We start from the raw sequence: 25,334 nt of genomic DNA on the forward strand, positions 1-25,334 counted from the left end.
GCGACGCCCGTGCCCCCGTACGTCCTACGATGACGCCGGCGACTGGAGGAGTCATGGCCGTGGACTTGAGCAGGCGGGCCTACCGGGTCCAGCGGTGGTCCGCGCGGGTGGCGCTGGCCGCGGCCGCGCTCGCGGTGCTGTTCCCGCTCCTCTACGGAGGCATGCGGGGGCTGGCGCTGCTGCTCGGCGGCGCGGCGGGCCTCGCCGTGAGCGCCGCGGCGCTGTGGTGGACGCTGACCCTGCGGGGTCCGCTGCGCTGGGTGGCCGGGCTGGTGGCGCTGTGCGTGCCCATGGCTGTCGTCACACTGTTCGCCCTCACCCTGTTCTGGGCGCTGCCGCTGTCGCTGGCCCTGTGGGGGCTGGCCGTGTGGAGCGGCCGGTACGCGCTGCGGGGGACGGGGAGCGAGCGGCTTCGGGAGCGGCAGAGGGAGCGGCGGACACCGCCGCCCCGGCGGCCGGTGCTCATCATGAATCCCCGGTCGGGCGGCGGAAAGGTGGGCCGGTTCCGCCTGCGGGAGAAGGCGGAACGCCTGGGGGCCCGGGTCGTCCTGCTCGATCCGGAGGTGCAGAACGACGTGACCGCTCTGGCCCGGGACGCCGTCGCGGACGGCGCAGATCTGCTGGGCGCAGCCGGCGGTGACGGCACGCAGGCGTTGGTCGCGGCCGTGGCCGCCGAGCACGGCATCCCGTTCCTGGTCATCAGTGCCGGGACCCGCAACCACTTCGCCCTGGACCTGGGCCTGGACCGCGGTGATCCGGCCGCCTGTCTGGACGCGCTCACCGACGGGGTGGAGCTGCGCGTCGATCTCGGTTTCGCCGGGGACCAGCCCTTCGTGAACAACGCGTCCTTCGGCGCGTACGCGTCGATCGTGCAGAGCCCGGCCTACCGGGACGACAAGATCGGCACCAGTCTGGAGCTGCTGCCCGACCTGCTCACCGGGCAGCAGGGTCCCCGGCTGGTCGCCCGCGTCGGCGACACGACACTCGAGGCCCCGCAGGCGGTGCTGGTCAGCAACAACCCCTACCGCACCGACGATCCCTTCGGCCTGGGCCGACGGGATCGTCTCGACTCCGGCGTACTGGGTGTCCTCGGCGTCAAGGTGGAGGGCGCGGTGCACGCCGCCTCGCTGCTGCTGGACCCCGCGCCGAGCGGGCTCACCGTCCTGACCGCCTCCGAGGTCGTCATCGAGGGGGACCGCGCGGAGCTGGAGGCCGGGGTCGACGGGGAGGCCCTGATGCTGCCGGCGCCCGTCCGCTGCCGTATCGCACCCGGCGCGCTCCGGGTCCGCGTCCCCCGCAAACGGCCCGGGGTCGCGCCGGCGCGCCCGCGTCTGGACTGGCGGCGGCTGCGCAAACTGGCGGCGACGGTCGGCCGCACGGCTGCCCCCAGCCGGTTCCGGCACCAGGATCTCCCGCAGACGGAAGGCAAGGAGCCCTTTCTCGGCTCGCGGTAGGTCCGACGCCCACCGGCACCCGCCGACGCTCCCCCGGCCCCCGGCTCAGTGCAGCAGCAGTTGCACGCCGCCCACCACCGTGGCCGCGATCACCAGCCGCTCGAAGAGCACCTGGTTGATCCGGCTCACGGCCCATTTGCCGAGGAACGCGCCGGGCACGACGAACAGGACGAGCGCCGCGTCGAGCAGCAGCGATTCCGCGTTGATCAGTCCGAGGCCCACACTGAACGGCACCTTGGACGTGTTGACGATCAGGAAGAAGAAGGCCGACGTCCCCAGGAAGCCCAGCTTCCGGAAGCCCGCGGAGAGCAGGTACAGGGACATCACCGGCCCGCCCGCGTTGGCGACCATGGTGGTGAAACCGCCGAGGACGCCGTACGAGCGGGCCTTGACCTTTCCGGCCCGGGAGGTGACCGCGTCGGGTCCGTTCCCGGCGCCGTCCCCCTTCGCGGCCCTCTCCGCGGCTCGTCGCCGCCACACCGTCACCCCGGCCATCAGCAGCAGGATCGCCCCGATCGACGTCCGTACGGCCTCGTCGTCCGCCCACATCAGGAAGACGGTGCCGACCACGACGCCCGCGGCGACCGCCGGGAACAGCCGCCACAGCGTGGGCCAGTGGGCGTGCCGCCGGTAGGTGAGGACGGCGAGCACGTCCCCGGCGATCAGGATGGGCAGCAGTACGCCGGTGGAGGCACGGGCGGGCAGCATCGCCGCGAAGATGGCGAGGCTGACCGTGTTGGCCCCGCTCACGGCGGTCTTGGAGAAGCCTACGAGCAGGGCCGCGAAGGCGAGGGCGGCGAACTGCCAGCCGTTGAGGTCCCAGAGTGTCATCGTGTTCATTGCGGGGACCGATGCTATGTCCCCTGATGATCGCGGTCAGCAGCGTCTCGCCTGATGGTCCTGCCGCCCCCGCCCGCCGGACCGTGCGCGCACCACAGGGGCCGTCGTGTTTGTACCGGAGCGTCCGGGGCACCTGCGCGGTCGGACGAGAAAGACGAAAACGTGAAGGGAGCCCCCACCCCATGACCGTTGTGCGGAGCACGCTGCCCGACGAGGACCGCCGGATCGCCTGCGAGGCACTCCAGAGCACCCTGGTGGATCTCCTCGGCCTCTCACTGATCGGCAAGCAGGCGCACTGGAACGTCGTGGGTCCGCGGTTCCGTTCGGTCCACCTCCAGCTGGACGAGGTGGTCTCGGCCGCGCGCACCGGCGCCGACACGGTCGCGGAGCGCTCCGCGACGCTCGGCGTGCCGCCGGACGGCCGCCCGGAGACCGTCGCCAAGGTCTTCTCGCTGCCCGTCCCCGAAGAGGGCTGGCTGCGGGACGAGGACGCCGTGCGGGTCATGGCGGAGGCGCTGGGCACCGCGATCGTACGGCTGCGCGAGCGCGTCGACGCCACCGAGAAGGCGGACCCGGTCACCCAGGACCTGCTGATCTCCGTCACCGCCGAACTGGAGAAACTGCGCTGGATGTTCGAGGCGGAGAACACCCCCTTCGGCTCCTGACGGACCCACCCGGCGCCCCGACATCCACTTCCCCGCCCTCTCCCGCTCCCGCTCCCCCGTCCCGCTCCCCCATTCCCGGGACAGGGTGATCATCGCGCGGCACAATGACCGCGACGGCCGGATCCGGCCGGAGGAGCGAGGGAGGGCGAGAGACGTGGGTGAGAGCCGCACCCCGCCGGGGGTCCCGGCGCGACCGGACACCTCTGTCGCGCACAACGCGCGCGGGTGGGGCCAATGGATCGGTGGCGAGGACACCTACGAGGTCGACCGGCGGGCGGGTGACCAGGTCGTCCCGGCCGTCCGGGACATCGCCGCGTTCTCCCAGGAGCTGCACCCGGTCGAGCCCGGCCCGGTGTCCTGCTCTCGGCGGCGTGCCGGGGCGGAGGCCGCGGTCGCCGTGCCGCAGCAGTACGGCGCGGTGCCCGTGAAACCCTGACGCCGTACAACCCTGACGCCGTGCGGCCCCGACGCGACCGTCCGGACGCGAGCGTCGGTCCGGTCCGGCCGAGCCCCTCGAGGAGGACACACCGCCGCGGAGCGGCCGGCACCCCACAAGTCCGAACCGTTGAAAGTATGATCAAGCGATGTCTGACACGACCGAAACCACGCCGGGTTGGCTGTCCTCCGACGAGCTGGAGATGACACGTGCCCGCATGCCGATCCTGTACGTCGAGTCCGTCCCCGTCCGGGTCGACGACAGCGGCGAAGTCACCAGCGTCGGCCTGCTGTTGCGCATAGGACCCGACGGCACGGTCAGCCGGACGCTGGTCTCCGGCCGGGTGCTGCACCACGAACGGGTCCGCGACGCGCTGCTGCGCCACCTGGAGAAGGACCTCGGCCCGGTGGCGCTGCCCCGGATCCCGGCGTCGCTCCAGCCGTTCACGGTGGCGGAGTACTTCCCCACGCACGGCGTCACGCCGTACCACGACCCGCGTCAGCACGCGGTGTCCCTCGCCTACATCGTGCCGGTGACGGGTGACTGCCGGCCCCGGCAGGACGCCCTCGACCTGGTGTGGTTCAGCCCGCAGGAGGCCCTGTCGGAGGCCGTGCAGAGCGAGATGCCGGGCGGGCACGGGGTGCTGCTGAGGCAGGCGCTGGCCCACGCGGGCTGCGTGAGCTGACCCGGCGGGAACGGCGCGAGCGGTGTCAGGGGGCGTCCGTGCTCTCCGGGCGGGTGAGGTTCGCCCCGGTCGAGGGGTCGAAGACATGCGCCTTGCCCATGTCGACCCGGAGGTCCACGGGCGCTCCCTCACGGGCGCGGGTGGCGGCGTCCAGCCGGGCCACGATCTGCTGCGCGGCCCCCGCGCCGGTGTCGCGCAGTCCGGAGTCGGTGGCGAGTTCCTCCAGTTCGGTGGTGGTCACCGGTCCGCCCTCGGCGCCGAAGTGGACGTACACGTCGGAACCGAGCGACTCCAGCACGTCCACGGTGACCGTGAGGACGGGGCCGCCCGGCTCGCGGGCCAGGGCCGCGTCCTCGAAGGCCTCGGGACGCAGCCCGACGATGACGTCGCGCGGCGCGTTCCGCCGTTCCAGCGCCCGACGCGTACGGTCGTCGAGCAGCAGGTCGCCCAGCGGTGAGCGCAGCACACCCGCCTCCAGGACGGCGCCGACGAAGTTCATCGCCGGGGAGCCGATGAAGCCCGCGACGAAGAGGTTGCGCGGCAGGTCGTAGAGGTGTGCGGGCGCGCCGATCTGCTGGACCAGGCCCTGCCGCATGACCACGACCCGGTCGCCGAGGGTCATCGCCTCGGTCTGGTCGTGGGTGACGTAGACGGTGGTGGTGCCCAGGCGGCGTTGCAGCCGGGAGATCTGGGTGCGCATCTGCACCCGCAGCTTGGCGTCCAGGTTGGACAGCGGCTCGTCCATCAGGAACGCCTCGGGGTCGCGGACGATGGCCCGCCCCATCGCCACCCGCTGGCGCTGGCCGCCGGAGAGGTGGGCGGGCTTGCGGTCCAGGAACTCGCTCAGGTCGAGGACCCGCGCGGCCTCCTCGACCTTGCCGGCGATGGTGACCTTGTCCACCTTCGCCAGGCGCAGCGGGAAGCCCATGTTCTCGCGCACGCTCATGTGCGGGTACAGGGCGTAGCTCTGGAACACCATGGCGACGTCGCGCTCCTTGGGCGCGAGGTCGTTGACGACCCGGCCGCCGATGCGCAGGGTGCCCTCGGTGATGTCCTCCAGTCCGGCGATCATGTTCAGGGTGGTGGACTTGCCGCATCCGGACGGGCCGACCAGGATCACGAACTCGCCGTCGGCGACGTCGAGGTCCACGTCCTTCACGGCGACGGATCCGTCGGGGAAACGCTTGGTGACGCCCTCGAGGACGATCTCGGCCATGGGTGGTGCCTCCTTGCCTTCGTGACAGGCCTTCGCCTTCGTGACAGGCCTTCGCCTTCGTGACAGGCCTTCGCCTTCGTGACGGGCCTTCGGACGGGCCGGTTCCGGGCGGGGTGCGGGGTGGCCCGCTGCGGGCCCGGTCACCCCTTGACCGCTCCGGAGGTCAGTCCGGCCACGATCCGCCGCTGGAAGAACAGGACGAAGACGATGATGGGGATGGTGATCACCACGGCGGCGGCGGCGATCGAGCCGGTGGGCTGCTGGAACTGGGAGCTGCCGGTGAAGAACGCGATCGCGGCGGGGACCGTCCGCGCGGACTCGGTGGAGGTCAGCGAGATCGCGAACAGGAAGTCGTTCCAGCAGAAGATGAACACCAGGATGGCGGTGGTGAACACGCCCGGCGCGGCCAGTGGCACGATGACCAGCCGGAACGCCTGCGCGGGCGTGGCGCCGTCCACCTTGGCGGCCTTCTCCAGGTCCCACGGGATCTCCCGGAAGAACGCCGACAGGGTGTAGATCGCCAGCGGCAGCGAGAAGGTCATGTACGGGATGATGAGCCCGGCCCAGGTGTCGAAGATGCCGACGGCCCGCTCGATCTCGAACAGCGGCGACACCAGGGAGATCGGCGGGAACATGGCGATCAGCAGCGACATCCCGATGAGCAGCCGCTTGCCGGGGAACCGCAGCCGGGCCACGGCGTAGGCGGCCATGGTGCCCAGGATCACCGCGATCACCGTGGCGATCAGCGCGATGCCGATCGAGTTGACCAGTGCCCGGGTGAACTGGGAGGTCTCGAAGATGCCCCGGTAGTTCTCCCAGGTCCAGTCCCGGGGGATGTAGCTGCCGTCGGAGAGCGTGGCGGGGTCCTTGAACGACAGCGCGGCGATCCACCACACCGGGAACAGGGCGTACAGCACCACGACGACGTTGGCGACGCCCCAGCGGGTCGCGTGCGTCCTGCCCGCGGCGGCCATCAGGGCTTCACCTCCGCGCCGGGTGCGGCGGCGCCGAACAGCTTGACGAAGGTGAAGGCGATGATCCCGACACAGAGGAAGATCAGGACCGAGATCGCCGACCCGATGCCCAGGTTCAGCGCGGTGAACAGGTTGTTGTAGCCCAGGATCGACAGGGAGCCGGTGCCGTGGGCGCCCGAGGTCAGGACGTAGATGTTGTCGAAGATCCGGAAGGCGTCCAGGGTGCGGAAGAGCAGCGCGACGAGGATGGCCGGCTTCATCAGCGGCAGGACGACCCTGGTGAACCGCTGCCAGGCGGAGGCGCCGTCCACCATGGCCGCCTTCAGGGTCTCCTCGGGGACCAGCGCGAGGCCGGCGAGCAGCAGCAGTGCCATGAACGGGGTGGTCTTCCACACCTCGGCGAGGATGATCAGCCAGAGCGCGGGCCACTGTTCGGTGAGCGGGGCCTCTCCGCTGGGCAGCAGCTCGGCCAGGTAACCGAGGTCGGGGGTCCAGGCGTACTGCCAGGAGAAGGCGGCGACCACGGTGACGATGCCGTACGGGACGAGGACCGCGGTGCGCACCGTGCCGCGCCAGAAGAGCGTGCGGTGCATCACCAGGGCCAGTGCCATGCCGAGGACGAGTTCGACGGCCACGGACACGACGGTGATGAACAGCGTGACCCAGAAGGCGTCCCACCAGAACGGGGAGGACAGCACCGCCCCGTAGTTGCCCAGGCCCACGAACTCGGCCCGGTCCGGGAAGCGCAGGTCGTAGCGCTGGAGGGAGAGGTAGACGGCGTATCCGACGGGGTAGGCGGTCACGGCGGCCATGACGAGGACGGCCGGTGCGCACAGCAGCAGGCCGAGGCGCCGCTCCTGCCGGGCGCCGGCCGAGAGTGCCTTCCCGCTCTTGTCCGGGAGGGGGTGGTTCACGGGATCACACCCTCGGATCGCAGAGCGTCGTCGATCTGGTTCCTGATGGCGGCGACCGAGCTCTCCGGCTTGATGGCGGACGGCGGGGACAGGGTGTGGGCGATGACGATCGACACGTTCTGGTAGGCGGGGGTGGCCGGCCGCACGCTCGCCGACTCCAGGGCGGCCAGCACCTCCTTGGAGAAGGGGTACTGCTTCTCGAACGCCGGCTCGTCGTACAGGGCGCGCAGGGTGGGCGGCAGTCCGCCGTCGAGTGCGGCGGTGAGCTGGTTCTCCCGGTTGCGCAGGCACAGGGCCGCCTCGAAGGCGAGGTCCGGGTGGCGGGAGTGGGCGCTGACGGCGAGGTCGATGCCGCCGATGGTGGGCCGGGCGGGGCGGCCGGGGTCGACGCGCGGGTAGGGCGCCCAGCGGAAGTCCTCGAACAGCCGCGGGTTGTTCGCCTTCATCGACGGATAGACGAACGGGTAGTTGAGTTCGAACGCCGCCACCCCCGACTCCATGGCCAGACGGTTCTGGTCCTCCATCTGGTTGGGCAGGGAGGGGTCCGCGGCCGGTGAGCCGGCGAGGTCGCGCATGAGGGCGGCGGCCCGGACGGCCGGCGGGCCGAGGGACGGCGCGGTGGCGCTCGGGTCGAGGATGGCGCCGCCCGCGCTGTTGACCAGCGTGTTGAACCAGACCGTCAGGCCCTCGTACTGGGCGCCCTGGATCTCCACGTAGTGCGGTTTCCCCTGCCGGGCGAGCTCGCGGGACATGTCCAGCATCTCGGACCAGGTCCTCGGCGGGGTGGGCACCAGGTCCTTGCGGTACCACAGGAGCTGGGTGTTGGTGTTGTACGGGACGGCGTACAGCCTGTTCTTCCAGGTGGCGGTCCGCAGCGGGACCCGCAGCGTGCCCGCGGTGGCCCGCCGTTTCGCCTCGCCCGTCCACTCCCGGATCCAGCGGGCCTCGGCGAACTCCGCGGTCCAGGTGACGTCGAGGCCCATGATGTCGATGGATTCGTCCTGGGCGGCGAGCCTGCGCACCAGTTGCTGGCGCTGGCCGTCGGCGCCCCGCGGCAGCTTGCTGTAGCTGATCCGGTAGCGGCCGCCCGACGCCCGGCCGCACCGGTCGGCGGCCTTCTGCAGGGCGCCGGAGTCGTCGGGGAAGTTGTACCAGTTGAGCGTGGTGCGGCCGGAGCCCTCCTGTTCACCGCCGCAGGCGGCGAGCGTGGACGCCATCAGCGTCAGCGCGACCAGCACCCGCGTCCGCGGCCGTCGCACCCCCCGGGGCCGCCCGGGTCGCCGGGGTCGTCGCACCTCGCCGCGGTGGCCCGAGTCCGGTCGGCCCCCGCACATCGCGTGCACGCGCTCCCCACCTCGCTTCCGGGACGGCGGCGCGGCGGTCGGGCCCCGCGGCGGCGCTTACCCGGCGAACGTTAAGCAGCACATAGCGCGACATCAAGGACATCCACGGACGAATCACCCATGAAGCGCGTCAGACGGCCCGCCAGACGTTGTCGAAGGCCGCGTCCTCGATGCCTCGCCGCTGCCGTACGGCCTCCAGCTCCATGACGGCGTCGTGGACGGCCGCCAGGACGGTCACGACCTGATCGTCGGCGAGCTCGGCGACCAGGTCCTCGGCCGGCTGCTCCCCGATCCCCGCGGCGGCGGCGAGGCCGGCCAGCACCGGTTCGCGGGACGCCCAGCGGTCGGCCGCCCGGCTCCGTGCCGACGTCTCGGTCGGCACCGGCGGACCCGCCCGGAAGGAGAGCCGGCGGGTGTGCGGCCGGGTGACCAGCCCTTCCGACTCCAGGTCGGCGAGATGGGCGGCGGTCAGGCCGCGGCCCCGGCGCCACAACCAGTCCTCGACGGATTCGTAGGGCGCCTGTCGTGCGAGCGACGACGCGGCCTCGCGCAGCAGCCCCTCACCGTCGGCGGGCGGCAGCCCGGGTACGACGAGCTGCCCGTCCAGGGTGACGGCCTCGGCGTCCATGAGGTCGATCAGCTCCGCCCCCGCGAGCGCGAGCGACAGCTCACCCTGCGCCACGGGAGGGGCGGAGGGGGTGTCGAGGGCGACGATCATCAGGTCCCGTGCCGTGGTCATGAGCGACTCCCTGTCGATGGCTCCCCGTCAACGGCTCCCCGTCAAAAGGGTGATGGCACCCCTCCCAGAGGACACATCGTACGACCGCCACACCGGGGGACGGCGAAAAGCCGCCTCCTCATCCATGAGAAGGCGGCATCCGACCTACTACAAGCTGGCCGGGACGACAGGATGGGAACCTGCGCCCCCTTGACCCCCAGGAGTGCGGGCTACCGGGATCATCCGGATGAACCGGCTGTTCCAGGGGCGGATGCCGTGCTTCGCGGTGTGAAGTTCGGCATCGCGCTGCCGTTCGGTCCCCCACTGGTCCCCGGAACGCAGACCAGGCCCCCCATCAGGATGGCGCGCGGGACTGCCGGTGCTGCCGTTCCCGTGGAAGCCCGGCGATGACGGCGCCCCGGTGCAGTACGTCGCGGAGCAGGGCGGGGGTCAGAGTCCGGGTGGACATGTTGCGTCGGCTGGGGTGGTGTCCACCGACCAGGTGCACGTGCCGTTCACTGTTCGCGTCGGTGAGGAGGACTTCGGCACCGTGCCCGAAGGCCGGGCGGGGGCGGGGCGGCTGCCGGCCCGCGTCCGCCTGCACGGACAGCAGCGCCTGCCGGGCGAAGCCACTCAGCACCACAAGGGCCCGCAGGGTCGGGCGGAGCAGGTCCGGTTCGCGGGCGAGCCACGGGCGGCAGGTGTCGCGCTCACCGGTGGTGGGCCGGTTGCCGGGCGGCGCGCAGTGCACCGGGACGGTGATCCGCACCCCGTACAGCTCCAGCCCGTCGCCCCGGTGGGTGGCGGTGGGCCGGGAGGCCAGGTCGAGGTCGTAGAGGGCGGCGTACAGTGCGTCGCCGGTCGGGTCGCCGGTGAAGATCCGCCCGGTGCGGTTGCCGCCGTGCGCGGCCGGGGCCGAGCCGACGACGGCCGACGCCGCGTCCGGCGGGCCGAAGCCGGGCACCGGTCTGCCCCCCCCCCCGTACTCCCGGTCCCGAAACGCCCTGCGTTTGACCCTGGCGGCCTCCTCGCGCCGGGCCACCAGGCGCGGGCACGCCCGGCAGGTGGCCACCGCCGCGTCCAGTTCGCCCACAGAGCTCACCTGGAGAGCCGTCCGTGCGGGAAAATCAGGTGACTCGGGCGGGAGACGTCGGCTGGGCACAGCATGCTCCTCGTCGATACGCCGTACGGGACGCCGTCGCTCCGTGCCCGGGCGCCGGTGGGACTGACCCGGCAAAATCCCGACAGGCTCGCACGAGCCGGCCCCGATAAAATGGGCGAACCGGGACCGCCCGCTTCGCAGCAGGGCACGGAGCTGCCCACCCCGCTCGACGCCGGGGTGGCCGACCGATCTGGAAGGGCGCCATCATGGCCGAACAGATCACCTGTCGCAGAGTTTACGAGGAGACTGCGCCGAAGGACGGCAAGCGCGTGCTGGTCGACCGGGTGTGGCCCCGCGGCATGCGCAAGGAGGACGCGCATCTGGACGAGTGGCTGCGTGATGTCGCGCCGTCCAGCGAGCTGCGCAAGTGGTACGGCCACGAGCCCAGCCGCTTCACCGAATTCCGACGCCGCTATCTGGCGGAGCTGCGCGACGCCGGGCACCGCGAGGCGGCCGAACATCTGCGTGACCTTGCGGCGCACGACAGACTCATGCTGCTGACCGCCACCAAGGACGTGGACCACAGCCAGGCCGCCGTTCTCGCCGAGTGGCTGACCAAAAGCCGGTGACCGGCAGTGAGGAGCCAGCGGGGTGGCGGTCACCGCTCCAGGCGAACTCGCGCTTCCCGGGCCGCGATCGGTAGGGGTCGGCGGTCTCCTGCGCATCGTGCCGGGCATCTTGCGCCGTCCGTAGATGTGAAGAGGGGTGGCAATGCGAACGAACATCATCCGGCACGAGAACATGATGGCCAGCTACGACGTGGTCAACGGCTGGACCGTTGTCGAGGCCGACGGTGAGGTGGACGCCCACACTGCCCCCATGATCCGGGAAGGAGTGCTCAGACTCCTCGATGAGGGACACCGCCACTTCGTTCTGGAACTGGGCTTCGTCACCTTCATGGATTCGATGGGGCTGGGCGTGATCGTGGCGATCACCAAACGCATCCGTGAACACGAGGGTTCGTTGCGTATCGCGTCCGTCTCGGGCCGGATACTGAGGATCTTCGATCTGAGCGGCATGCGCGAGAGTTACGAGATCTACCCCTCAGCAGCGGAAGCGACGCAATCCGCTCCCTCGCCCGGCAGCCTCGCGCACTGGCCCCACCCGTCAGGCTGAGGAACGGCGCACAGGAACGACCTGCTTCACCAGGTCGGGGGCGGTGGCGAAGGCACTCACGGGGACGGGCCGACGTCCAGGACGGACAGGGCTTCGCGGACCATCTGATGGGTGAAGCCCCACTCGTTGTCGTACCAGCTCATGATCTTGACGAGGGTGCCGTCCACCACCCGGGTCATCGCGGCGTCGACGACCGAGGCTCTGGGGTCGCCGATGATGTCGGTGGAGACCAGCGGCTGCTCGGAGACGGCCAGGACATCGCGGTAGCGGTCGGTGCCGGCCTCCTGGCGGAAGACGTCGTTGACCTCCTCGGCAGTGGTGGGCCGGGCGGTGACGGCCACGATGTCCGCGACCGAGCCGACCGGCACCGGAACCCGGATCGCCACCCCGTCGAAGCGCCCGGCCAGTGCGGGCAGCGCCCGGGTGGTGGCCAGCGCCGCCCCGGTGGACGCGGGAACCATGTTGACGCCGGCGGCTCGGCCGCGGCGCACGTCCCGGCTGGGTCCGTCAACGAGCTGCTGGGTGGAGGTGTAGGCGTGGACGGTGGACATGATCGCCCGTTCGATCCCGATCCGGCGGTCCAGTACCTCGACCACCGGGGTGATGCAGTTGGTGGTGCAGCTCGCGCAGGAGATGACCTGCACGCCGTCCGGGGCCTGGTTCACGCCGTGCACCACGGTGGCCACCGTCTCCGTCCGGGCCGGCGCGGACAGGATGACGAAGCGCGCCCCCGCCTGGAGGTGGCGCCGCAGCTCCTCCTCGCGGCGGAAGGCTCCGGTGCACTCCAGGACCAGGTCGATGCCCAGTTCCCTCCACGGCAGCCGGGCCGGATCGCGTTCGGCGTACACCGGCACGTTGTGCCCGTCGATGCTCAGCGCGCCGTCGCTCACCGCGACCGTCCTGCCGTAGCGGCCGTAGACGCTGTCGTGCGCCAGCAGGTAGGCGAGATCGTCCACCTCGATGAGGTCGTTGACGGCCGCGAGCTCAACACCGTCCACGTCGTGCAGGATCTTCAGCGCGGCACGGCCGATACGGCCGAGCCCGTTGATGGCGACCTTCGGCATCCCAGACGTCCTTCCGGTGTTCGCTGCTGCCCTCTGCCCGTCGTACCACCGCGTGAGCGCCCCGACTGGCGGGCCTACGCCATCCGCGTGCGGGTATCCGCTCGGCTCCGCCTGTCGTATGGCCCGGAGAAGTTGCCCCGAGATCGCACGCTCTGCCCTTGTCCGGCGGTCTTGAGTAGAGAAGGCTCCCGGTGACCGGATCGACGGCCCCGGTGCCGGCACCGGCACCGGCGAAGGAAGGCCACAGACGGTGCCCCGGCTGTGATCACCCTGATCTTTCCGCTCGGGTTCCGCCTGACCTGCCACTACTACCGCAAGGCGCACTACCGCTCCTGGTGGGCGGCACCCCCGGCGGTGCGGTTCCGGAGCCGCACCGCCGCTACAGCGGGGAGACCCGCTTCCCACTACTGCTGCAGAACGTCCACCGGTACTTCCTCTACGCGGCCTCTACGCGGCCCTCGTCCTCAACCTCATCCTGACCTGGGACGCGGTCATCGCCTTCGACTTCCGCGGACGCGTCGGCATGGGTCTGGGCAGCCTGGTCCCGGTCGTCAACGCCGTTCTGCTGTGGCTGTACACCCACTCGTGCCACTCGTGCCGCCACGCGGTCGATGGCCGCCTGAACGACTTCGCCCGGCACCCCGTCCGCTATCGGGCGTGGACCTGGGGGTCGCGGCTCAATCCGCACCACGGCAGGTTCGCCCGGGCCTCGCTGGTCCGGGTCGCGCTCGCCGACGGCTCCGTACGGCTGGTCGCCAGTGGTGTGATCCAGGACCCGCGGTTCTTCTGACCTCGAATCAGCCCGCGGAAAGGGGGCATCGGCCATGGGGCGCGATCTGCTGCTCCGCGTCCGGCGCGGCGACACCTCCGGCGGCTCACTTGTGGAGTACACCGTGCCGGTCGAGGACGGTGCGGTGGTCCTGGACGCTGTCCTGCGGCTGCAGGCCACGCAGGCCGGCGACCCCACGGTGCGCTGGAACTGCAAGGCCGGCACGTGCGGCTCGTGCAGCGCCGAGATCGAGGGCCGCCCGAAACTGATGTGCAGGGCGCGGCTGTCGACACTGCCCTCCGACAGCATCACGATCACGCCGCTGCGGACCTTCCCCGTCATCCGCGACCTGGTCACCGACGTGGGCTTCCACTACGCCAGGGCCCGGCAGGTTCCCTCCTTCGCCCCGCCGCCTCATCTGCGGCCCGGCGAATACCGGATGCGGCAGGAGGAGGTGGGGCGAGCCCAGGAGTTCCGCAAGTGCATCGAGTGCCGGCTGTGCCAGGACGTCCGTCACGTCATCCGCGACCACGAGGACGACAAGCCGGCCTTCGCCGGCCCGAGGTTCTTCATCCGCCACGCCGAACTCGACATGCACCGTTCCTAGCCAGTGAGCAGGAGTGAGTCCTGGACCCATACCTGCTCACTGCGGACATCCCGAACGGTGTTGGGTGTCCTGGTCGCCCGCGTGCTCGCCGCGTCCGGCGGCACGGATCGTGTCCGTGGTCCGGGAGTGCGGGGACGGGGTCCCTCGCGCCCGAGAGCCTCCGGTCGGGCCTGGACGGTCCGATGCCCCTGCTCATCACTCCGGTGAGCAGGGGGCGGTGTCGTCCGTCGCCGGATCGGGTGCCCCTGGGCGCGTCGCCCGATCGCGATGCTCGCCGCATCGTGCCGGGTCGCCTTGCGGTGTTTGCCGGTTAAGGGCTTCTGCCAGTGCTGGGCGCCCCATTTCGAGGTGTAGGCCGGGTCGACGGCGATGATGCTGATGCCGGTCTGATCCGCCATCGAGGTGAGGCGGGCGCGGAGTCTGCCGGTGGGCATGCCGGAGATCAGGTGCCGGAACCGCTTGCGCCTCCCGTGTTTCTCGCGGGTCTTCTCGGCGGTGAAGTCGAGGTCCTCGACGGCGATCGCCTTGACGCCGCAGGTCTTCGCCCAGTGCAGCAGCCGGGACAGCGCGTGGCGGACCTGGGCGTCCCGGTGACCGGCCGACCCGCTGAGCCGGTAGGAGAAGCGGCGGGGCCGCCCGACCGGGTTGCCGTGGGCATCCAGGCGCCAGGCCGCAAGGTGGTCGGCGTTGGTGTCCACACCGATCACACCTTCGGCGAGGGCGGCGTCGATCGGGATGGTCCTGGTGGGCGGGATCTGCCACGCGGCGGTCAGGTACCAGCGTCCGCGTTCCACGTCCAGGTGGATGCGGTAGGCGACCGCCCGGTGCGCCTCCACCCGGTCCGCCCATTCCTCGCCGCGGTGCGGGAACGAGACCTTTGCGGCCAGTACGTACCGGCCGTGCCGGGCGTTCGCCAGCCCGGCGAGCGGGGCAGGGAGCCTGATACTCACCTGACCGTCCGGGGTGACGCGGATCGTCTCGTTCCCGTACCGCTTCCCGGACTCCCCGTCCGCAGCAAGGAACCAGCGCTCGGCCTCCCACCGCTCGCGCCATTGGCTCTCGGTGAGCCGCGCGGCGCCGAGGTGGTGCCGATGACGGGCCAGGCGCCTGCCGCCGCGCACGACGTGGACGACGCCGGCCTCACGGTCGGCCCGCTCTCGCTCCAGCCGCTCCTGGAGGACATGCAGACGCCGGGTCTTCTGGAACCACTCCTTCTTCGAACGGTAGCCGCCCGGAGCGCGCCTGGTGCCCTGCTGGCCGACCGGCCGGGACAGGCGGTGCCGGATCGTGGTGATACCGGCCTCAAGGCTTTGGATGTGGGCGAGTTGGCAGCGACGCGACAAGGCCCACTGGTCATGCGTGGCCTTCGTGATCGCCCCGCCCCACCGGGACGACGAGGCGGCGGTCAGCTCCCGCTTCCGCGCCGCCCAGGTCTTTGTGGAGTGGCCGAGCCCATCACGGCAGCGGGCCGCGAGATCCCTCGCGGCCAGCGACCCCAGATGCGCGCCGACCAGGCGCAGCACCTGCTCGTCCCCGGGCGTGAGGCCCTTGAGCCGGGTGCGTACCGCCACACCGGTGGGGCCCAGTGCGACGAACGGGACGTCGATCGGGCGGAGGTCAGCCATGCTCGGCGGCCTCCAACGCCTTTCGCGCCCGGTTCGCCGCCGACCTGCGGCCGTACCGGCGAGCGCAGAACGACGTCAGTGCCTCCACCATGTCGCGCACGAGGTCGTCTTCGACTTCACCTTCGTCGAGGACCAGCAGGCGGCGCCCCGACGCGGACAGTGCGGCTTCTACGAGTTCGACGTTCATACGGCCCAGCCGGTCCTTGTGCTCGACCACCATGGTGGTCACCGCCAAATCGGCAAGCATGCGACGGGCCTTGGAGCGGGCGCCGTTCATGCCGGATGCGATCTCGGACTCAACCCGCACCACCTTGATGCCGGTCTTCGCCGCCCATGCCGACAGCCGAGCGACCTGGCGCTCCAGGTCAGCCTTCTGATCGCGGGAGGAGACACGGGCATGCAGCCCGAGGCCACCCACAGCTTCCCACGCGGTGTGGGCCTCGATGTTCACCAGGATCGTGCGTGGCCCGACCCGCTGAGCCGGTACCGGCAACGTCCCCTCACGGAACCAGCGATACGCGGTCTGCGGATGCACGCCCTGCGTCTTCGCCCATTCCGTCAGGTTCACACACTGCCAACGACACTCACCCATACATGGTTACGCACACTCAACCACCCCCGAGAACCAGCAGTTGGTTACCCTCTCGACACCGCCGACCGGCGCGGGATGCTGCGCGAACAGCACGGACTGGGGCTGTGCAACATCACCAAGTGCTGCACCGAGGTCTGCCCCGCCGGCATCAAGATCACCGACAACGCGATCATCCCGATGAAGGAACGCGTCGTCGACCACCGCCATGACCCGCTCGGGCGTCTGATCCGCAGCCGGCGCCGCCGTCCGGGACGTGGGGCCGGCGAGGACTGAGCCATGCCCTGGGCCGACGTCACGGTGGCGCCCCGGGCCGCCCATTCCTCGCCGGCCCCACGCCCTGCGCACCCTGCTGCCGGCCTGACCGCCTCCCGTCCGGGCGACCGCCCGCGAACCCCGGCACGCCGAGCGGCCAGAGTGTGTCTCACCGTGCCGGGCCGTCCGAGGGGATGCGCAGGGCGAGCAGAGCGACGTCGTCGTCGAACACCTGTCGGCTCCGGCTGATCAGAGCGTCGCACAGCTCCTCCAGCGGGGCCCTGGCCAGACGGGCGGCCTGCTCGGCCAGCTCGGCCAGTCCCGTGTCGATGTCCTGGTCGCGGCGCTCGACCAGTCCGTCGGTGAACAGCAGCAGGGTGCTGCCGGGCGGGAGGGGGAGTTCGTGGCTGAACCGGGGGACGGACGCCTCGATCCCCACCGGGATCCCGTGACGGGCGGGTGCCAGGTAGCGGGTGCCGCCGTCCGCGCCGACCAGCAGCGGCGGCAGATGCCCCGCGTTGCTCCAGCCGAACGTGTACCCCCCGCCCGCTCCACCGGTGCGCTCGATGCGGCCGAACACCAGGGTGGCCGTCGGCGGATCCTCGAACATCGTCAGGGCGTGGTCCAGCCGGGACACGACCAGGGCGGGCGGCCCACCCCGGTCGAAGGCGAGCGCCCGCAGCATGTTGCGGATCTGCCCCATCAGCGGGGCGGCCTCCACGTCGTGGCCGGTCACGTCGCCCACCACGACACAGATGGCGCCGTCCGGCAGGGCCATGGCGTCGTACCAGTCCCCGCCCAGCCTGGGCAGCTCGGAGGCTGGCTCGTAGCGGGCGGCGGCCGTCAGCGGCGCAAGGTCGGGAAGTACGGGCAGCATGCGGCGCTGGAAGTGCTCGGCGGCCCGTCTGAGCTGCTCGTACAGACGGGCGTTCTCGAGACTGACGCCCGCGGCACTGGCCAGGGCCGTCAGCAGGCCCTCGTCGTCGTCATCGAAAAGCGTGCCGTCCCTCTTGTCGGCGACGTAGAGGTCACCGTAGACCGTGCCGCGCACCATGAGCGGAACGCCCAGCAGAGTCCGCATGACCGGATGCCCGGGCGGAAAACCGGCTGCACGAGGATGCCCGGCCACATCCGCCACCCGCAACGGCTCCCGGTCGTCCACCATGGTGTGCAACAGGCCGTGGCCCTGCGGCAGACCCATCGCAGCGCACAGCCGCGGATCGTCGATGCCCACGGTGATCAGGTCGATGACCTTTCCGCTCTCGTCGAGCACGCCCAGCGCCCCATAGCGCGCGGCGACGAGGTCGGCGGCCGCTTCCACGATGCGGCGCAGCACAGTGCGGGTATCCATGTCGGTGCTGACCGCCCCGACCGCGTCCAGCAGGTGCCGCAACCGGTGCCGGTCCAGAACACGCTGCTGCGATCGCGCGACCATGCCGCCCCCGGTCCGGCCCCGCTCCCATCGCTGCCACGGGTTGTGCGCCATGGTGCTTCCTCCCGGCGCCGGGCGCCGTCATCAGGTCGCCCTGCCATGTCACACTACGCGCTCACCTGGCCGGAGGCAGGCCGCAGCTTCGTCAGCGGCCCGCACCAGGGAGCGGCTGGGGAGACGTGGTCATCTTCTCCGCGTGCACCGCCGCACGAATCGGCGAGGTCTCAGGCCGCCGCGTCGGAGACATCGACACCACCCAGTGGATCTGGACCGTGCGGCGTCAGATCACACCCGCGCCCGGCGGGCTGTCCGACAGGGGCGCCAAGGGCACACAGGCCCGCAAGGTTCCCATCGGCGGGGAGATCCGTCCCCTCGCCGCCCAGCGCATCCTGTCCGCCGGCCCCGACCCGGACGCCGCCTGTTCACCGGCCCGCGTGGCGGACGCATCTCCACCGCCGTCCTGCGCGACGCCACGCACTGGGACGACGTGGTCACCGGGCTCGGCCACGAGCACCTGCGCCGCCACGACCTCCGGGACACCGGACTGACCTGGTTCGCCGACACCGGAGTCCACATCCACGTCCTCCGCAGGATCGCCGGCCACGGATCACTGACCACCACCCAGCGCCACCTGCACCCGGACGTACACAAGATCACCGCTGCCGGGGCGGCGCTCTCCACCCACCTCAGCGTGCTGCGCGCGCCGCGCTCGCTCCCGGAACCGATCGTCGTGACCCGCTGAGGCCGGTCAAGGACGCCGGTCCCCAGCTGGTCCCCAACAATGATCAAGGGCCGGTTCCGGATTGCTCCGGAACCGGCCCTTGCCTGCGACTGTCTCCAGTCGGGACGACAGGATTTGAACCTGCGACCCCTTGACCCCCAGTCAAGTGCGCTACCAAGCTGCGCCACGTCCCGATGCCCGTCTGACCTGGGGATTCCCCCGGATCAACGTGCACGGAAACAATACCGCACTCGGGAGGGTGATCGCGCACCCGTTTGCACGGCGGGGCTTGACCTGAAGTTTGGTCGAGGTTGCACGATCGCCGTATGACGATCACCGAGGAACACACACGTTCTTACGGGTTCGCGGATCTGCCGGGGCTGATGGGCCTGGTGACCGGCGGCGAGAAGCACGGACCGGCCGCCACCTCCACACTGGACGTGCTGTGGGTGCTCCACGACCGGGTGCTGCGCGTCTCGCCGGAGCGGGCGGCCGCGCTGCGGCGGGCCACCGGTACGGACGTGGTCCTCGTCGAGCCGTACCTGGCGGGCACGTCGACCGCGTCGGCCGACGACGCGTTGGCCGACGTGCCGCACCGGGTGCTGGGGCTGGGCGTGGGGCGACGGGAGCTGCGACGGTACGGGCAGCTCGAGGAGCATGTCGCCGCGCACGGTCTCGACGCCGCCTCGCTCCGGCAGCGGATCGCGGGCTTCGTCGCGGGCTGAACGAACGGCGACGCCCGTCGGTTCAGCCCATGGACGGCAGCCCCAGCCGGGGGTGTTCCTCGAGCAGCCGGGGCGGGGCCGCCTGGCGCCAGGAGTCGGCGAGGACGTCGCGCAGTTCGTCCTCGCCGTCGAGGGCGGTGAGGCGGACCCTGACCCAGGCGGACTGCGCCTCGTGGTCCGCGATCCAGAACTTCTCCGGTTCGGCGAGGGCCAGTTCGTCGCGCTCCTCCTTGGGGCAGCGCACGGCGATGGAGGTCTCGTCCTCGGGCAGGGTGGCGAACATCTTTCCCGCGACCCGGAACGTGGGCATGCTCCAGGCGATCTTCTCCGTGGTGTCCGGCAGGGACAGGGCGATCCGTCGTACGTCTTCGGCATCCGGCATGGCAGGCACCGTAGCGGCTGCCACTGACAACCGGTCACGGGACGGGGGCCGGCTGCCTACGGTGCTGCGGCGGCCTCGCTCAGCGCGTCCAGTACGGGCCGGATCAGCGGGTGTTCCTCGGCTCCCCGGCGTACGGCGGCGAAGACCCGGCGGGTGGGTGCCACACCGTCGACGGGGCGGACGACGACGCCCGTCAGGTCCGTGCCGCGCAGCGCCGAGCGCGGGACCAGGGCGACCCCCACGTCCGCCGAGGCCAGCGCCACCACCGCGCGGAAGTCGTCCGAAGTGTGCTCGAGGCGGGGCTGGAATCCGGCGTTCTCGCAGGCCAGGACGATTACGTCATGGCAGGGGTTGCCGGGGTAGGGGCCGATCCACGGGTCCTTGGCCAGCTCGGCGAGCGGCACCTCGGGCAGGTCGGCCAGCCGGTGGGTGACGGGGACGACCGCGTCGAAGGGCTCCGCGTACAGCGGCACGTGGGTCAGCCGCGGGTCGCCGGCGGACGGCGCTCCCCGGTACTCGACGGCCACGGCGACGTCGATCTGCCGGTCCAGCAGCATCGGCAGGCTGGCGTCGCCCTCGGCGTCCTGGACGTGGATGCGGATACCCGGTGCCGTGGCGGCGAGGCGGACCAGGGCGGGCACGACGACCTGGGCGATCCCGGTCGCGAAGGAGGCCACGGTGAGGGTGCCGGCCGCGCCCGAACTGTAGGCGGCGAGTTCGGCCGCGGCCCGCTCCAGCTGGGCGAGGACCGCATGGGTGTGGTCGAGCAGGATTTCGCCGGCCGGTGTCAGCCGTACCCCCTTGGCGCTGCGCTCCACCAGCCGGTGGCCGGTCTCCTGCTCCAGCGCGGTGAGTTGCTGGGACACGGCCGAGGGGGTCAGGTACAGCGCGGCGGCCGCCGCCGTGACCGTACGGTGGTCGGCCACCGCACGCAGGATGTGGAGCCGCCGTGCCTCGATCATGAGACCGGATTCTCTCAGACTCCCCCGGGCCGGACCCCCGCGAACGCCGCCGCGCGCTCCGCTCAGGCGTCGAGCTCCGCCCGCGCCGCCACGAAGGCGTCCACCGCGCGGTTCACGTCCTCGGTGGAGTGGGCCGCGGACAGCTGGACCCTGATCCGGGCCTGTCCCTCGGGCACCACGGGGTAGGAGAAGCCGATCACGTACACACCGCGTTCCAGCAGCAGCTCCGCCAGGCGTCCCGCGCGGGACGCGTCGCCGATCATCACCGGGGCGATGGGGTGGTCGCCGGGGAGGAGGTCGAAGCCCTCGGCGGTCATCCGGCGGCGGAACAGGGCGGTGTTCTCGCCCAGCCGGACCCTCAGGTCGTCCGCGGACTCCAGCAGGTCGAGGACCTTCAGCGAGGCCGCCGCGATGACCGGGGCGAGGGTGTTCGAGAACAGGTACGGCCGGGAGCGCTGGCGCAGCAGGGCGACGATCTCCGCGCGGGCGGCGACATAGCCGCCGGAGGCACCGCCGAGCGCCTTGCCGAGGGTGCCGGTGAGGATGTCGACGCGGTCCATGACGCCGTGCAGTTCGGGGGTGCCGCGCCCGCCGGACCCGACGAAGCCCACGGCGTGCGAGTCGTCGACCATGACCATGGCGTCGTGGCGGTCGGCGAGGTCGCAGATCTCGTCCAGCGGCGCGACGTGGCCGTCCATGGAGAAGACGCCGTCGGTGACGATCAGCTTGCGCCGCGCCCCGCCCTCGGTGGCCTCCTTCAACTGGCGCTCCAGGTCGGCCATGTCACGGTTGGCGTAGCGGAAGCGGCGGGCCTTGGACAGCCGGATGCCGTCGATGATCGACGCGTGGTTGAGCGCGTCGGAGATCACCGCGTCGTCCGGGCCGAGCAGTGTCTCGAACACGCCGCCGTTGGCGTCGAAGCAGGACGAGTAGAGGATCGTGTCCTCCTGGCCGAGGAACGCCGACAGCCGGGCCTCCAGCTCCTTGTGCACCTCCTGCGTGCCGCAGATGAAGCGCACCGAGGCCATGCCGTAGCCCCAGCGGTCGAGGGCCTCGTGGGCGGCGGCGAGCACCTCGGGGTGGTCGGCGAGGCCGAGGTAGTTGTTGGCGCAGAAGTTGAGGACCTCACCGGGCCGGCCGCCCGCGGTGACGTTCACGGTGGCGGACTGCGGGGTGCCGATCACCCGCTCGGGCTTGTGCAGTCCGGCGGCGCGGATCTCGTCGAGGGTGGTGCGGAGGTCGTCGCGCACGGAGTCGAACATGGGAAGGCTCCTGGTGGATGAAGGTGCTCGCGGATGAGGGGGATGCCGAGGAAGGCCCCGGGCGGGTGCGCCCGGCGCGGGGTGCCTGGACGGAGGTGCCGGGACGGAGCTGCCGGGGTCAGGACGTCCAGTCGAGGATGATCTTGCCGCCGCGGCCGCTCGCCGCGTCCTCGAACGCCGCCTCGAAGTCGCGGTGGGAGTACCGGCCGGTGATCACGGGGGCGAGGTCGAGGCCGCCCTCCAGCAGCACCGACATGGCGTACCAGGTCTCGAACATCTCCCGGCCGTAGATGCCCTTGAGGGTGATCATCGAGGTGACGATCCGGGCCCAGTCGACCGGGAACTCCTCGGCCGGCAGGCCCAGCATCGCGATCCGGCCGCCGTGGGTCATGTTGGCGATCATGTCCCGCATCGCCTCGGGGCGGCCGGACATCTCCAGGCCGACGTCGAATCCCTCGCGCAGGCCGAGGATCTGCTGCCCGTCGGCGATGGCCGACTCCCCCACGTTCAGCGCCAGGCTCACGCCGATCTTGCGGGCGAGTTCCAGACGCTCCTCACTGATGTCGGTGATCATGACATGGCGGGCTCCGGCGTGCCGGGCCACGGCGGCGGCCATCAGGCCGATCGGTCCGGCGCCGGTGATCAGGACGTCCTCCCCGACGAGCGGGAAGGACAGGGCGGTGTGCACGGCGTTGCCGAACGGGTCGAAGATCGCGGCGACGTCGAGGTCGACGGGCACGCGGTGCACCCAGACGTTGGTCGCGGGCAGCACGACGTACTCGGCGAACGCGCCGTCGCGACCGACGCCGAGCCCGACGGTGGCGCGGCACAGGTGCCGTCGTCCGGCCAGGCAGTTGCGGCACTTGCCGCACACGAGGTGGCCCTCGCCGCTGACCCGGTCGCCGGTCTTGATCTCGTCGACGTCCCGGCCCGTCTCGACGACCTCGCCGACGAATTCGTGCCCGAGGACCAGCGGAGCGCTGATCGTCTGGCGGGCCCAGCCGTCCCAGGACCGGATGTGCAGGTCGGTGCCGCAGATACCGGTGCGCAGCACCTTGATCAGTACGTCCCCGGGCCCGACGGCCGGCTCGGGAACGTCCGCGAGCCACAGCCCGGGTTCGGCCTTCTCCTTGACGAGCGCCTTCAACGCCATGGCTCCTGAGGGTGAGTCCCGGCTCCCGGGCACGCCGGAGCAGCCCAGGCCGGGAAGCGGAGTGGATTCGCACTGCAATCTGCCGTACGCCACCCTCACCGGTCCATCGAGGATTTCTTAAGCGGGGCCACAGCTTTCCTTCACGCCGTCACCCCATCGGCCCCGCCCTCGCCGCCGGGCCGCGGGCTCACCACACCGGTCTGTCGCTCTCCCCGCGGTCGAGCCGTACGACGAGATCCGCGGCCTGTTCCTTGATGGCGGTGAGCCCCGCCTGTCCCCAGGCCCGTGGCTGGATGTCGGAGACCGACACGGTGCCCAGCACCATGCCGGTGCTGTCGATGAGCGGGGCGCCCAGGTAGGAGCGCACCCCGAACTCGTCCACGACCGGATTGCCCGCGAACCGCGGATAGTCGCTCACGTCCCCCAGGGCCAGTGCCTTGCGCCGGGCCACCACATGGGGGCAGAAGCCGTGGTCGCGGGGCAGTGTCCGGCCCAGCAGGGCGCCGGTGCCGTCGCCGCGGACGACGGGCGCGACCGCCGGGGCGTGCAGACCGGCGAAGAACTGCCCTTCCTCCCCCAGGAAGTTGACCATGGCGTACGCCGCCCCGGTGAGTTCGGAGAGTCCGTACGCGAAGGCGTCGAGCAGGGGCTCGGGGCGTTCGCCCAGACCCAGCCGGCGCAGCCGCAGGGTGCGGGCCGGCGCCTCCTTGTCCTCGGGGGTGAGCAGCAGACGACCGGCCGGGCGGGGCGGGTCGTAGCTCATGGGCGGGCTCCCTGGGTGTGGGCAGAACGCATGGTTGGGCTCCGTGACGGTGTGCGGGGATCACATGTGGGCGCCATACCCCGTGGCGGGGGCCGGGGCGTGGGCGAGGAGGTGGCGTACCAGGGTCAGCAGGGTCCGGACGCCCGAACTGGAGATCCGGGCGTCGCAGCACACGACGGGGATCTCGTCGGTCAGGTCCAGGGCGGCGCGCACCTCCTGGGGGTCGTAGCGGAAGGCTCCGTCGAACTCGTTGACGGCGATGACGAAGTCGAGGCCGCGCTGCTCGAAGAAGTCGACGGCGGCGAAGCACTCCTCCAGGCGCCGGGTGTCGGCGATGACGACCGCGCCGAGGGCGCCCTCGCAGAGCTCGTCCCACATGAACCAGAACCGCTCCTGGCCCGGTGTGCCGAACAGGTACAGCACATGCTCCGGGTCCAGGGTGATACGGCCGAAGTCCATCGCCACGGTCGTCTCGACCTTGTTCTCGATTCCGTCGAGCCGGTCGGTGGCGGCACTGACCGTGGTGAGCAGTTCCTCCGTGCTGAGCGGCGCGATCTCGCTGACCGCGCCGACGAAGGTGGTCTTGCCCACGCCGAAGCCGCCCGCCACGAGGATCTTGAGCGCGGTGGGGAACGGGTCGGTGCCGGTGCCGCGGTCAGAGCTGTCGTCGTAGTCCATCGAGCACTGCCTCCAGAAGGGCCCGGTCCGTCGGGTTGTGGGCGAACACGGGGGGCTTGGTGGTGAGCCCCCCGCAGTCGACGAGGTCCGCCAGCAGCACCTTGGTGACGGCCACCGGCAGCTTGAGATGGGCGGCGACCTCGGCGACCGGGAGGGGCGCGCGGCACAGGTCGAGCGCCTGCGCGTGCTCGGGTCCGAGGTAGCCGAAAGGGGTGGCCCCGGTGGCCATCACCTGTGACATCAGGTCGAGTTCGACGGTGGGGCGGGTCCGGCCGTCGCTGACGGTGAAGGGGCGCACCAGCCGCCCGGCCGCGTCGTCCAGCCAGGGGCCGTCGCCGGCCGTCGCCACGTTCAAGGCCTCATCACCGGGGGTTCGGCGGCGGGCTGCCGGGGAGCGGTCATCAGATACGGCCGGACGCTCTTGACCAGCATCGCCATCTCGTAGCCGAGCACCGCCGCGTCGGCCTCGCGGCCGGCCAGCACCGCGAGGCAGGTGCCGGAACCGGCGGTGGAGACGAACAGCAGGGTCGAGTCGAGTTCGACGACGACCTGCCGGACGTCGCCGCCGTCGCCGAAGCGGATGCCGGCGCTGCGGCCGAGCGAGTAGAGGCCGGAGGCCAGGGCGGCCATGTGGTCGGCGCTGTCCGCGTCGAGGCCGTGCACGGACTTCACCAGCCCGTCGCAGGAGAGCAGCACGGCACTCGACGTGTGCGGTACCCGTTGTACGAGGCCGCTCATCAGCCAGTCGAGATCGGACACGTGGGCGGTCGGCGCATCGCTCGCCATGGTGGATCGACTCCTTGGGGTACGAAGGTCTGCGGGAG

General features: G+C 71.4%; 25 protein-coding genes, 1 tRNA gene and 5 pseudogenes. 11 read left to right on the plus strand and 20 right to left on the minus strand.

Features of this window, described 5'->3' with window-relative positions:
• Positions 1–53 precede the first annotated feature (53 nt).
• Positions 54–1,454 (plus strand): diacylglycerol/lipid kinase family protein, encoded by a 1,401-nt coding sequence (locus tag ACTWJ9_RS01980; protein ID WP_443295087.1) that lies wholly within the window; start codon positions 54–56, stop codon positions 1,452–1,454.
• A 45-nt stretch (positions 1,455–1,499) separates the two neighbouring features.
• Here ACTWJ9_RS01980 and ACTWJ9_RS01985 read toward each other — a convergent pair whose 3' ends face one another.
• The gene (locus ACTWJ9_RS01985) at positions 1,500–2,294 is read right to left on the minus strand and encodes a sulfite exporter TauE/SafE family protein (RefSeq protein WP_279332306.1); all 795 of its coding nucleotides are present in this window, start codon (positions 2,292–2,294) and stop codon (positions 1,500–1,502) included.
• Positions 2,295–2,476: 182 nt separating this feature from the next.
• On the opposite strand from ACTWJ9_RS01985, the gene ACTWJ9_RS01990 reads away from it, so the two are divergent.
• The 3 genes from ACTWJ9_RS01990 to ACTWJ9_RS02000 all read left to right on the plus strand — a co-directional run bounded on the left by ACTWJ9_RS01990 (position 2,477) and on the right by ACTWJ9_RS02000 (position 4,080).
• Positions 2,477–2,959 (plus strand): Dps family protein, encoded by a 483-nt coding sequence (locus ACTWJ9_RS01990; protein WP_279332307.1) that lies wholly within the window; start codon positions 2,477–2,479, stop codon positions 2,957–2,959.
• A 154-nt stretch (positions 2,960–3,113) separates the two neighbouring features.
• Positions 3,114–3,395, plus strand: coding sequence for an SAM-dependent methyltransferase (locus tag ACTWJ9_RS01995; protein ID WP_443295088.1), 282 nt, complete (start codon positions 3,114–3,116; stop codon positions 3,393–3,395).
• 148 nt (positions 3,396–3,543) lie between these two features.
• Positions 3,544–4,080, plus strand: a complete 537-nt coding sequence (locus ACTWJ9_RS02000) for an NUDIX hydrolase family protein (RefSeq protein WP_279332309.1) — start codon at positions 3,544–3,546, stop codon at positions 4,078–4,080.
• A 25-nt stretch (positions 4,081–4,105) separates the two neighbouring features.
• On the opposite strand, the gene ACTWJ9_RS02005 is transcribed toward ACTWJ9_RS02000, so the two are convergent.
• The 6 genes from ACTWJ9_RS02005 to ACTWJ9_RS02030 all read right to left on the minus strand — a co-directional run bounded on the left by ACTWJ9_RS02005 (position 4,106) and on the right by ACTWJ9_RS02030 (position 10,347).
• Entirely contained in the window at positions 4,106–5,296 is a 1,191-nt protein-coding gene (locus ACTWJ9_RS02005; RefSeq protein ID WP_387035938.1) for an ABC transporter ATP-binding protein, read from the minus strand.
• Between the two features lie 140 nt (positions 5,297–5,436).
• Positions 5,437–6,270 (minus strand): carbohydrate ABC transporter permease, encoded by an 834-nt coding sequence (locus ACTWJ9_RS02010; RefSeq protein ID WP_279332311.1) that lies wholly within the window; start codon positions 6,268–6,270, stop codon positions 5,437–5,439.
• Complete coding sequence (locus ACTWJ9_RS02015; RefSeq protein WP_279332312.1) at positions 6,270–7,184, minus strand: carbohydrate ABC transporter permease; 915 nt, start codon at positions 7,182–7,184, stop codon at positions 6,270–6,272. The genes ACTWJ9_RS02010 and ACTWJ9_RS02015 overlap by 1 nt, the downstream gene beginning before the upstream one ends.
• Positions 7,181–8,422, minus strand: coding sequence for an ABC transporter substrate-binding protein (locus ACTWJ9_RS02020; protein ID WP_279332313.1), 1,242 nt, complete (start codon positions 8,420–8,422; stop codon positions 7,181–7,183). The genes ACTWJ9_RS02015 and ACTWJ9_RS02020 overlap by 4 nt, the downstream gene beginning before the upstream one ends.
• A 235-nt stretch (positions 8,423–8,657) precedes the next feature.
• The gene (locus tag ACTWJ9_RS02025; protein ID WP_279332314.1) at positions 8,658–9,266 is read right to left on the minus strand and encodes a GOLPH3/VPS74 family protein; all 609 of its coding nucleotides are present in this window, start codon (positions 9,264–9,266) and stop codon (positions 8,658–8,660) included.
• A 334-nt stretch (positions 9,267–9,600) separates the two neighbouring features.
• Entirely contained in the window at positions 9,601–10,347 is a 747-nt protein-coding gene (locus tag ACTWJ9_RS02030; protein WP_443295089.1) for a uracil-DNA glycosylase family protein, read from the minus strand.
• A 266-nt stretch (positions 10,348–10,613) separates the two neighbouring features.
• Here ACTWJ9_RS02030 and ACTWJ9_RS02035 point away from each other — a divergent pair, with 266 nt between their 5' ends.
• Together ACTWJ9_RS02035 and ACTWJ9_RS02040 are read left to right on the plus strand one after the other, a co-directional pair.
• Entirely contained in the window at positions 10,614–10,976 is a 363-nt protein-coding gene (locus ACTWJ9_RS02035; RefSeq protein WP_279332316.1) for a DUF488 domain-containing protein, read from the plus strand.
• Between the two features lie 142 nt (positions 10,977–11,118).
• Positions 11,119–11,523, plus strand: a complete 405-nt coding sequence (locus ACTWJ9_RS02040) for an STAS domain-containing protein (protein WP_279332317.1) — start codon at positions 11,119–11,121, stop codon at positions 11,521–11,523.
• Between the two features lie 56 nt (positions 11,524–11,579).
• Here the strand turns inward: ACTWJ9_RS02040 and gap are convergent, their stop codons facing one another.
• Positions 11,580–12,587 (minus strand): type I glyceraldehyde-3-phosphate dehydrogenase, encoded by a 1,008-nt coding sequence (gene gap / locus ACTWJ9_RS02045; protein ID WP_279332318.1) that lies wholly within the window; start codon positions 12,585–12,587, stop codon positions 11,580–11,582.
• Between the two features lie 252 nt (positions 12,588–12,839).
• Here gap and ACTWJ9_RS02050 point away from each other — a divergent pair.
• Both ACTWJ9_RS02050 and ACTWJ9_RS02055 read left to right on the plus strand, forming a co-directional pair.
• A pseudogene (locus ACTWJ9_RS02050) lies at positions 12,840–13,377 on the plus strand (hypothetical protein); the annotation flags it as partial.
• Positions 13,378–13,411: 34 nt separating this feature from the next.
• A pseudogene (locus ACTWJ9_RS02055) lies at positions 13,412–13,954 on the plus strand (succinate dehydrogenase/fumarate reductase iron-sulfur subunit); the annotation flags it as partial.
• A gap of 5 nt (positions 13,955–13,959) precedes the next feature.
• On the opposite strand, the gene ACTWJ9_RS02060 reads toward ACTWJ9_RS02055, so the two are convergent.
• Together ACTWJ9_RS02060 and ACTWJ9_RS02065 are read right to left on the minus strand one after the other, a co-directional pair.
• A complete protein-coding gene (locus ACTWJ9_RS02060) occupies positions 13,960–15,588 on the minus strand; it encodes a transposase (RefSeq protein ID WP_279332319.1) in 1,629 nt (542 codons plus the stop codon).
• Complete coding sequence (locus ACTWJ9_RS02065; RefSeq protein ID WP_279332320.1) at positions 15,581–16,156, minus strand: IS607 family transposase; 576 nt, start codon at positions 16,154–16,156, stop codon at positions 15,581–15,583. Before ACTWJ9_RS02065 ends, ACTWJ9_RS02060 begins: the two co-directional genes overlap by 8 nt.
• 69 nt (positions 16,157–16,225) lie before the next feature.
• On the opposite strand from ACTWJ9_RS02065, the pseudogene ACTWJ9_RS02070 reads away from it, so the two are divergent.
• Positions 16,226–16,453: pseudogene (locus ACTWJ9_RS02070) on the plus strand (succinate dehydrogenase/fumarate reductase iron-sulfur subunit); the annotation flags it as partial.
• 148 nt (positions 16,454–16,601) lie between these two features.
• On the opposite strand, the gene ACTWJ9_RS02075 reads toward ACTWJ9_RS02070, so the two are convergent.
• A complete protein-coding gene (locus ACTWJ9_RS02075) occupies positions 16,602–17,918 on the minus strand; it encodes a PP2C family protein-serine/threonine phosphatase (protein WP_387035931.1) in 1,317 nt (438 codons plus the stop codon).
• Positions 17,919–18,031: 113 nt separating this feature from the next.
• Between ACTWJ9_RS02075 and ACTWJ9_RS02080 the strand changes: the two are divergent.
• Positions 18,032–18,606: pseudogene (locus ACTWJ9_RS02080) on the plus strand (tyrosine-type recombinase/integrase); the annotation flags it as partial.
• 99 nt (positions 18,607–18,705) lie between these two features.
• Here ACTWJ9_RS02080 and ACTWJ9_RS02085 read toward each other — a convergent pair.
• Positions 18,706–18,779 (minus strand) — tRNA-Pro (locus tag ACTWJ9_RS02085).
• Positions 18,780–18,911: 132 nt separating this feature from the next.
• Between ACTWJ9_RS02085 and ACTWJ9_RS02090 the strand changes: the two are divergent.
• A pseudogene (locus ACTWJ9_RS02090) lies at positions 18,912–19,082 on the plus strand (transketolase); the annotation flags it as partial.
• A gap of 250 nt (positions 19,083–19,332) precedes the next feature.
• Here ACTWJ9_RS02090 and ACTWJ9_RS02095 read toward each other — a convergent pair.
• The 8 genes from ACTWJ9_RS02095 to ACTWJ9_RS02130 all read right to left on the minus strand — a co-directional run bounded on the left by ACTWJ9_RS02095 (position 19,333) and on the right by ACTWJ9_RS02130 (position 25,296).
• Complete coding sequence (locus ACTWJ9_RS02095) at positions 19,333–19,692, minus strand: MmcQ/YjbR family DNA-binding protein (RefSeq protein WP_279332323.1); 360 nt, start codon at positions 19,690–19,692, stop codon at positions 19,333–19,335.
• 56 nt (positions 19,693–19,748) lie between these two features.
• On the minus strand, positions 19,749–20,654 hold the full coding sequence (locus tag ACTWJ9_RS02100; protein ID WP_279332324.1) for a LysR family transcriptional regulator: 906 nt from the start codon (positions 20,652–20,654) through the stop codon (positions 19,749–19,751).
• A gap of 62 nt (positions 20,655–20,716) precedes the next feature.
• Positions 20,717–21,916, minus strand: a complete 1,200-nt coding sequence (locus ACTWJ9_RS02105; protein ID WP_279332325.1) for a glycine C-acetyltransferase — start codon at positions 21,914–21,916, stop codon at positions 20,717–20,719.
• Positions 21,917–22,034: 118 nt separating this feature from the next.
• On the minus strand, positions 22,035–23,063 hold the full coding sequence (gene tdh, locus ACTWJ9_RS02110) for an L-threonine 3-dehydrogenase (protein WP_279337841.1): 1,029 nt from the start codon (positions 23,061–23,063) through the stop codon (positions 22,035–22,037).
• A gap of 193 nt (positions 23,064–23,256) precedes the next feature.
• Complete coding sequence (locus ACTWJ9_RS02115) at positions 23,257–23,832, minus strand: GAF domain-containing protein (RefSeq protein ID WP_279332326.1); 576 nt, start codon at positions 23,830–23,832, stop codon at positions 23,257–23,259.
• A 60-nt stretch (positions 23,833–23,892) separates the two neighbouring features.
• Entirely contained in the window at positions 23,893–24,510 is a 618-nt protein-coding gene (locus ACTWJ9_RS02120; RefSeq protein WP_279332327.1) for a GTP-binding protein, read from the minus strand.
• Positions 24,488–24,859 (minus strand): DUF742 domain-containing protein, encoded by a 372-nt coding sequence (locus ACTWJ9_RS02125; protein ID WP_279332328.1) that lies wholly within the window; start codon positions 24,857–24,859, stop codon positions 24,488–24,490. Before ACTWJ9_RS02125 ends, ACTWJ9_RS02120 begins: the two co-directional genes overlap by 23 nt.
• Before the next feature lie 2 nt (positions 24,860–24,861).
• Entirely contained in the window at positions 24,862–25,296 is a 435-nt protein-coding gene (locus tag ACTWJ9_RS02130; RefSeq protein WP_279332329.1) for a roadblock/LC7 domain-containing protein, read from the minus strand.
• Between the last annotated feature and the right edge of the window lie 38 nt (positions 25,297–25,334).

The organism is Streptomyces sp. GDS52, from assembly GCF_052246875.1.
GTDB lineage: Bacteria > Actinomycetota > Actinomycetes > Streptomycetales > Streptomycetaceae > Streptomyces > Streptomyces cathayae.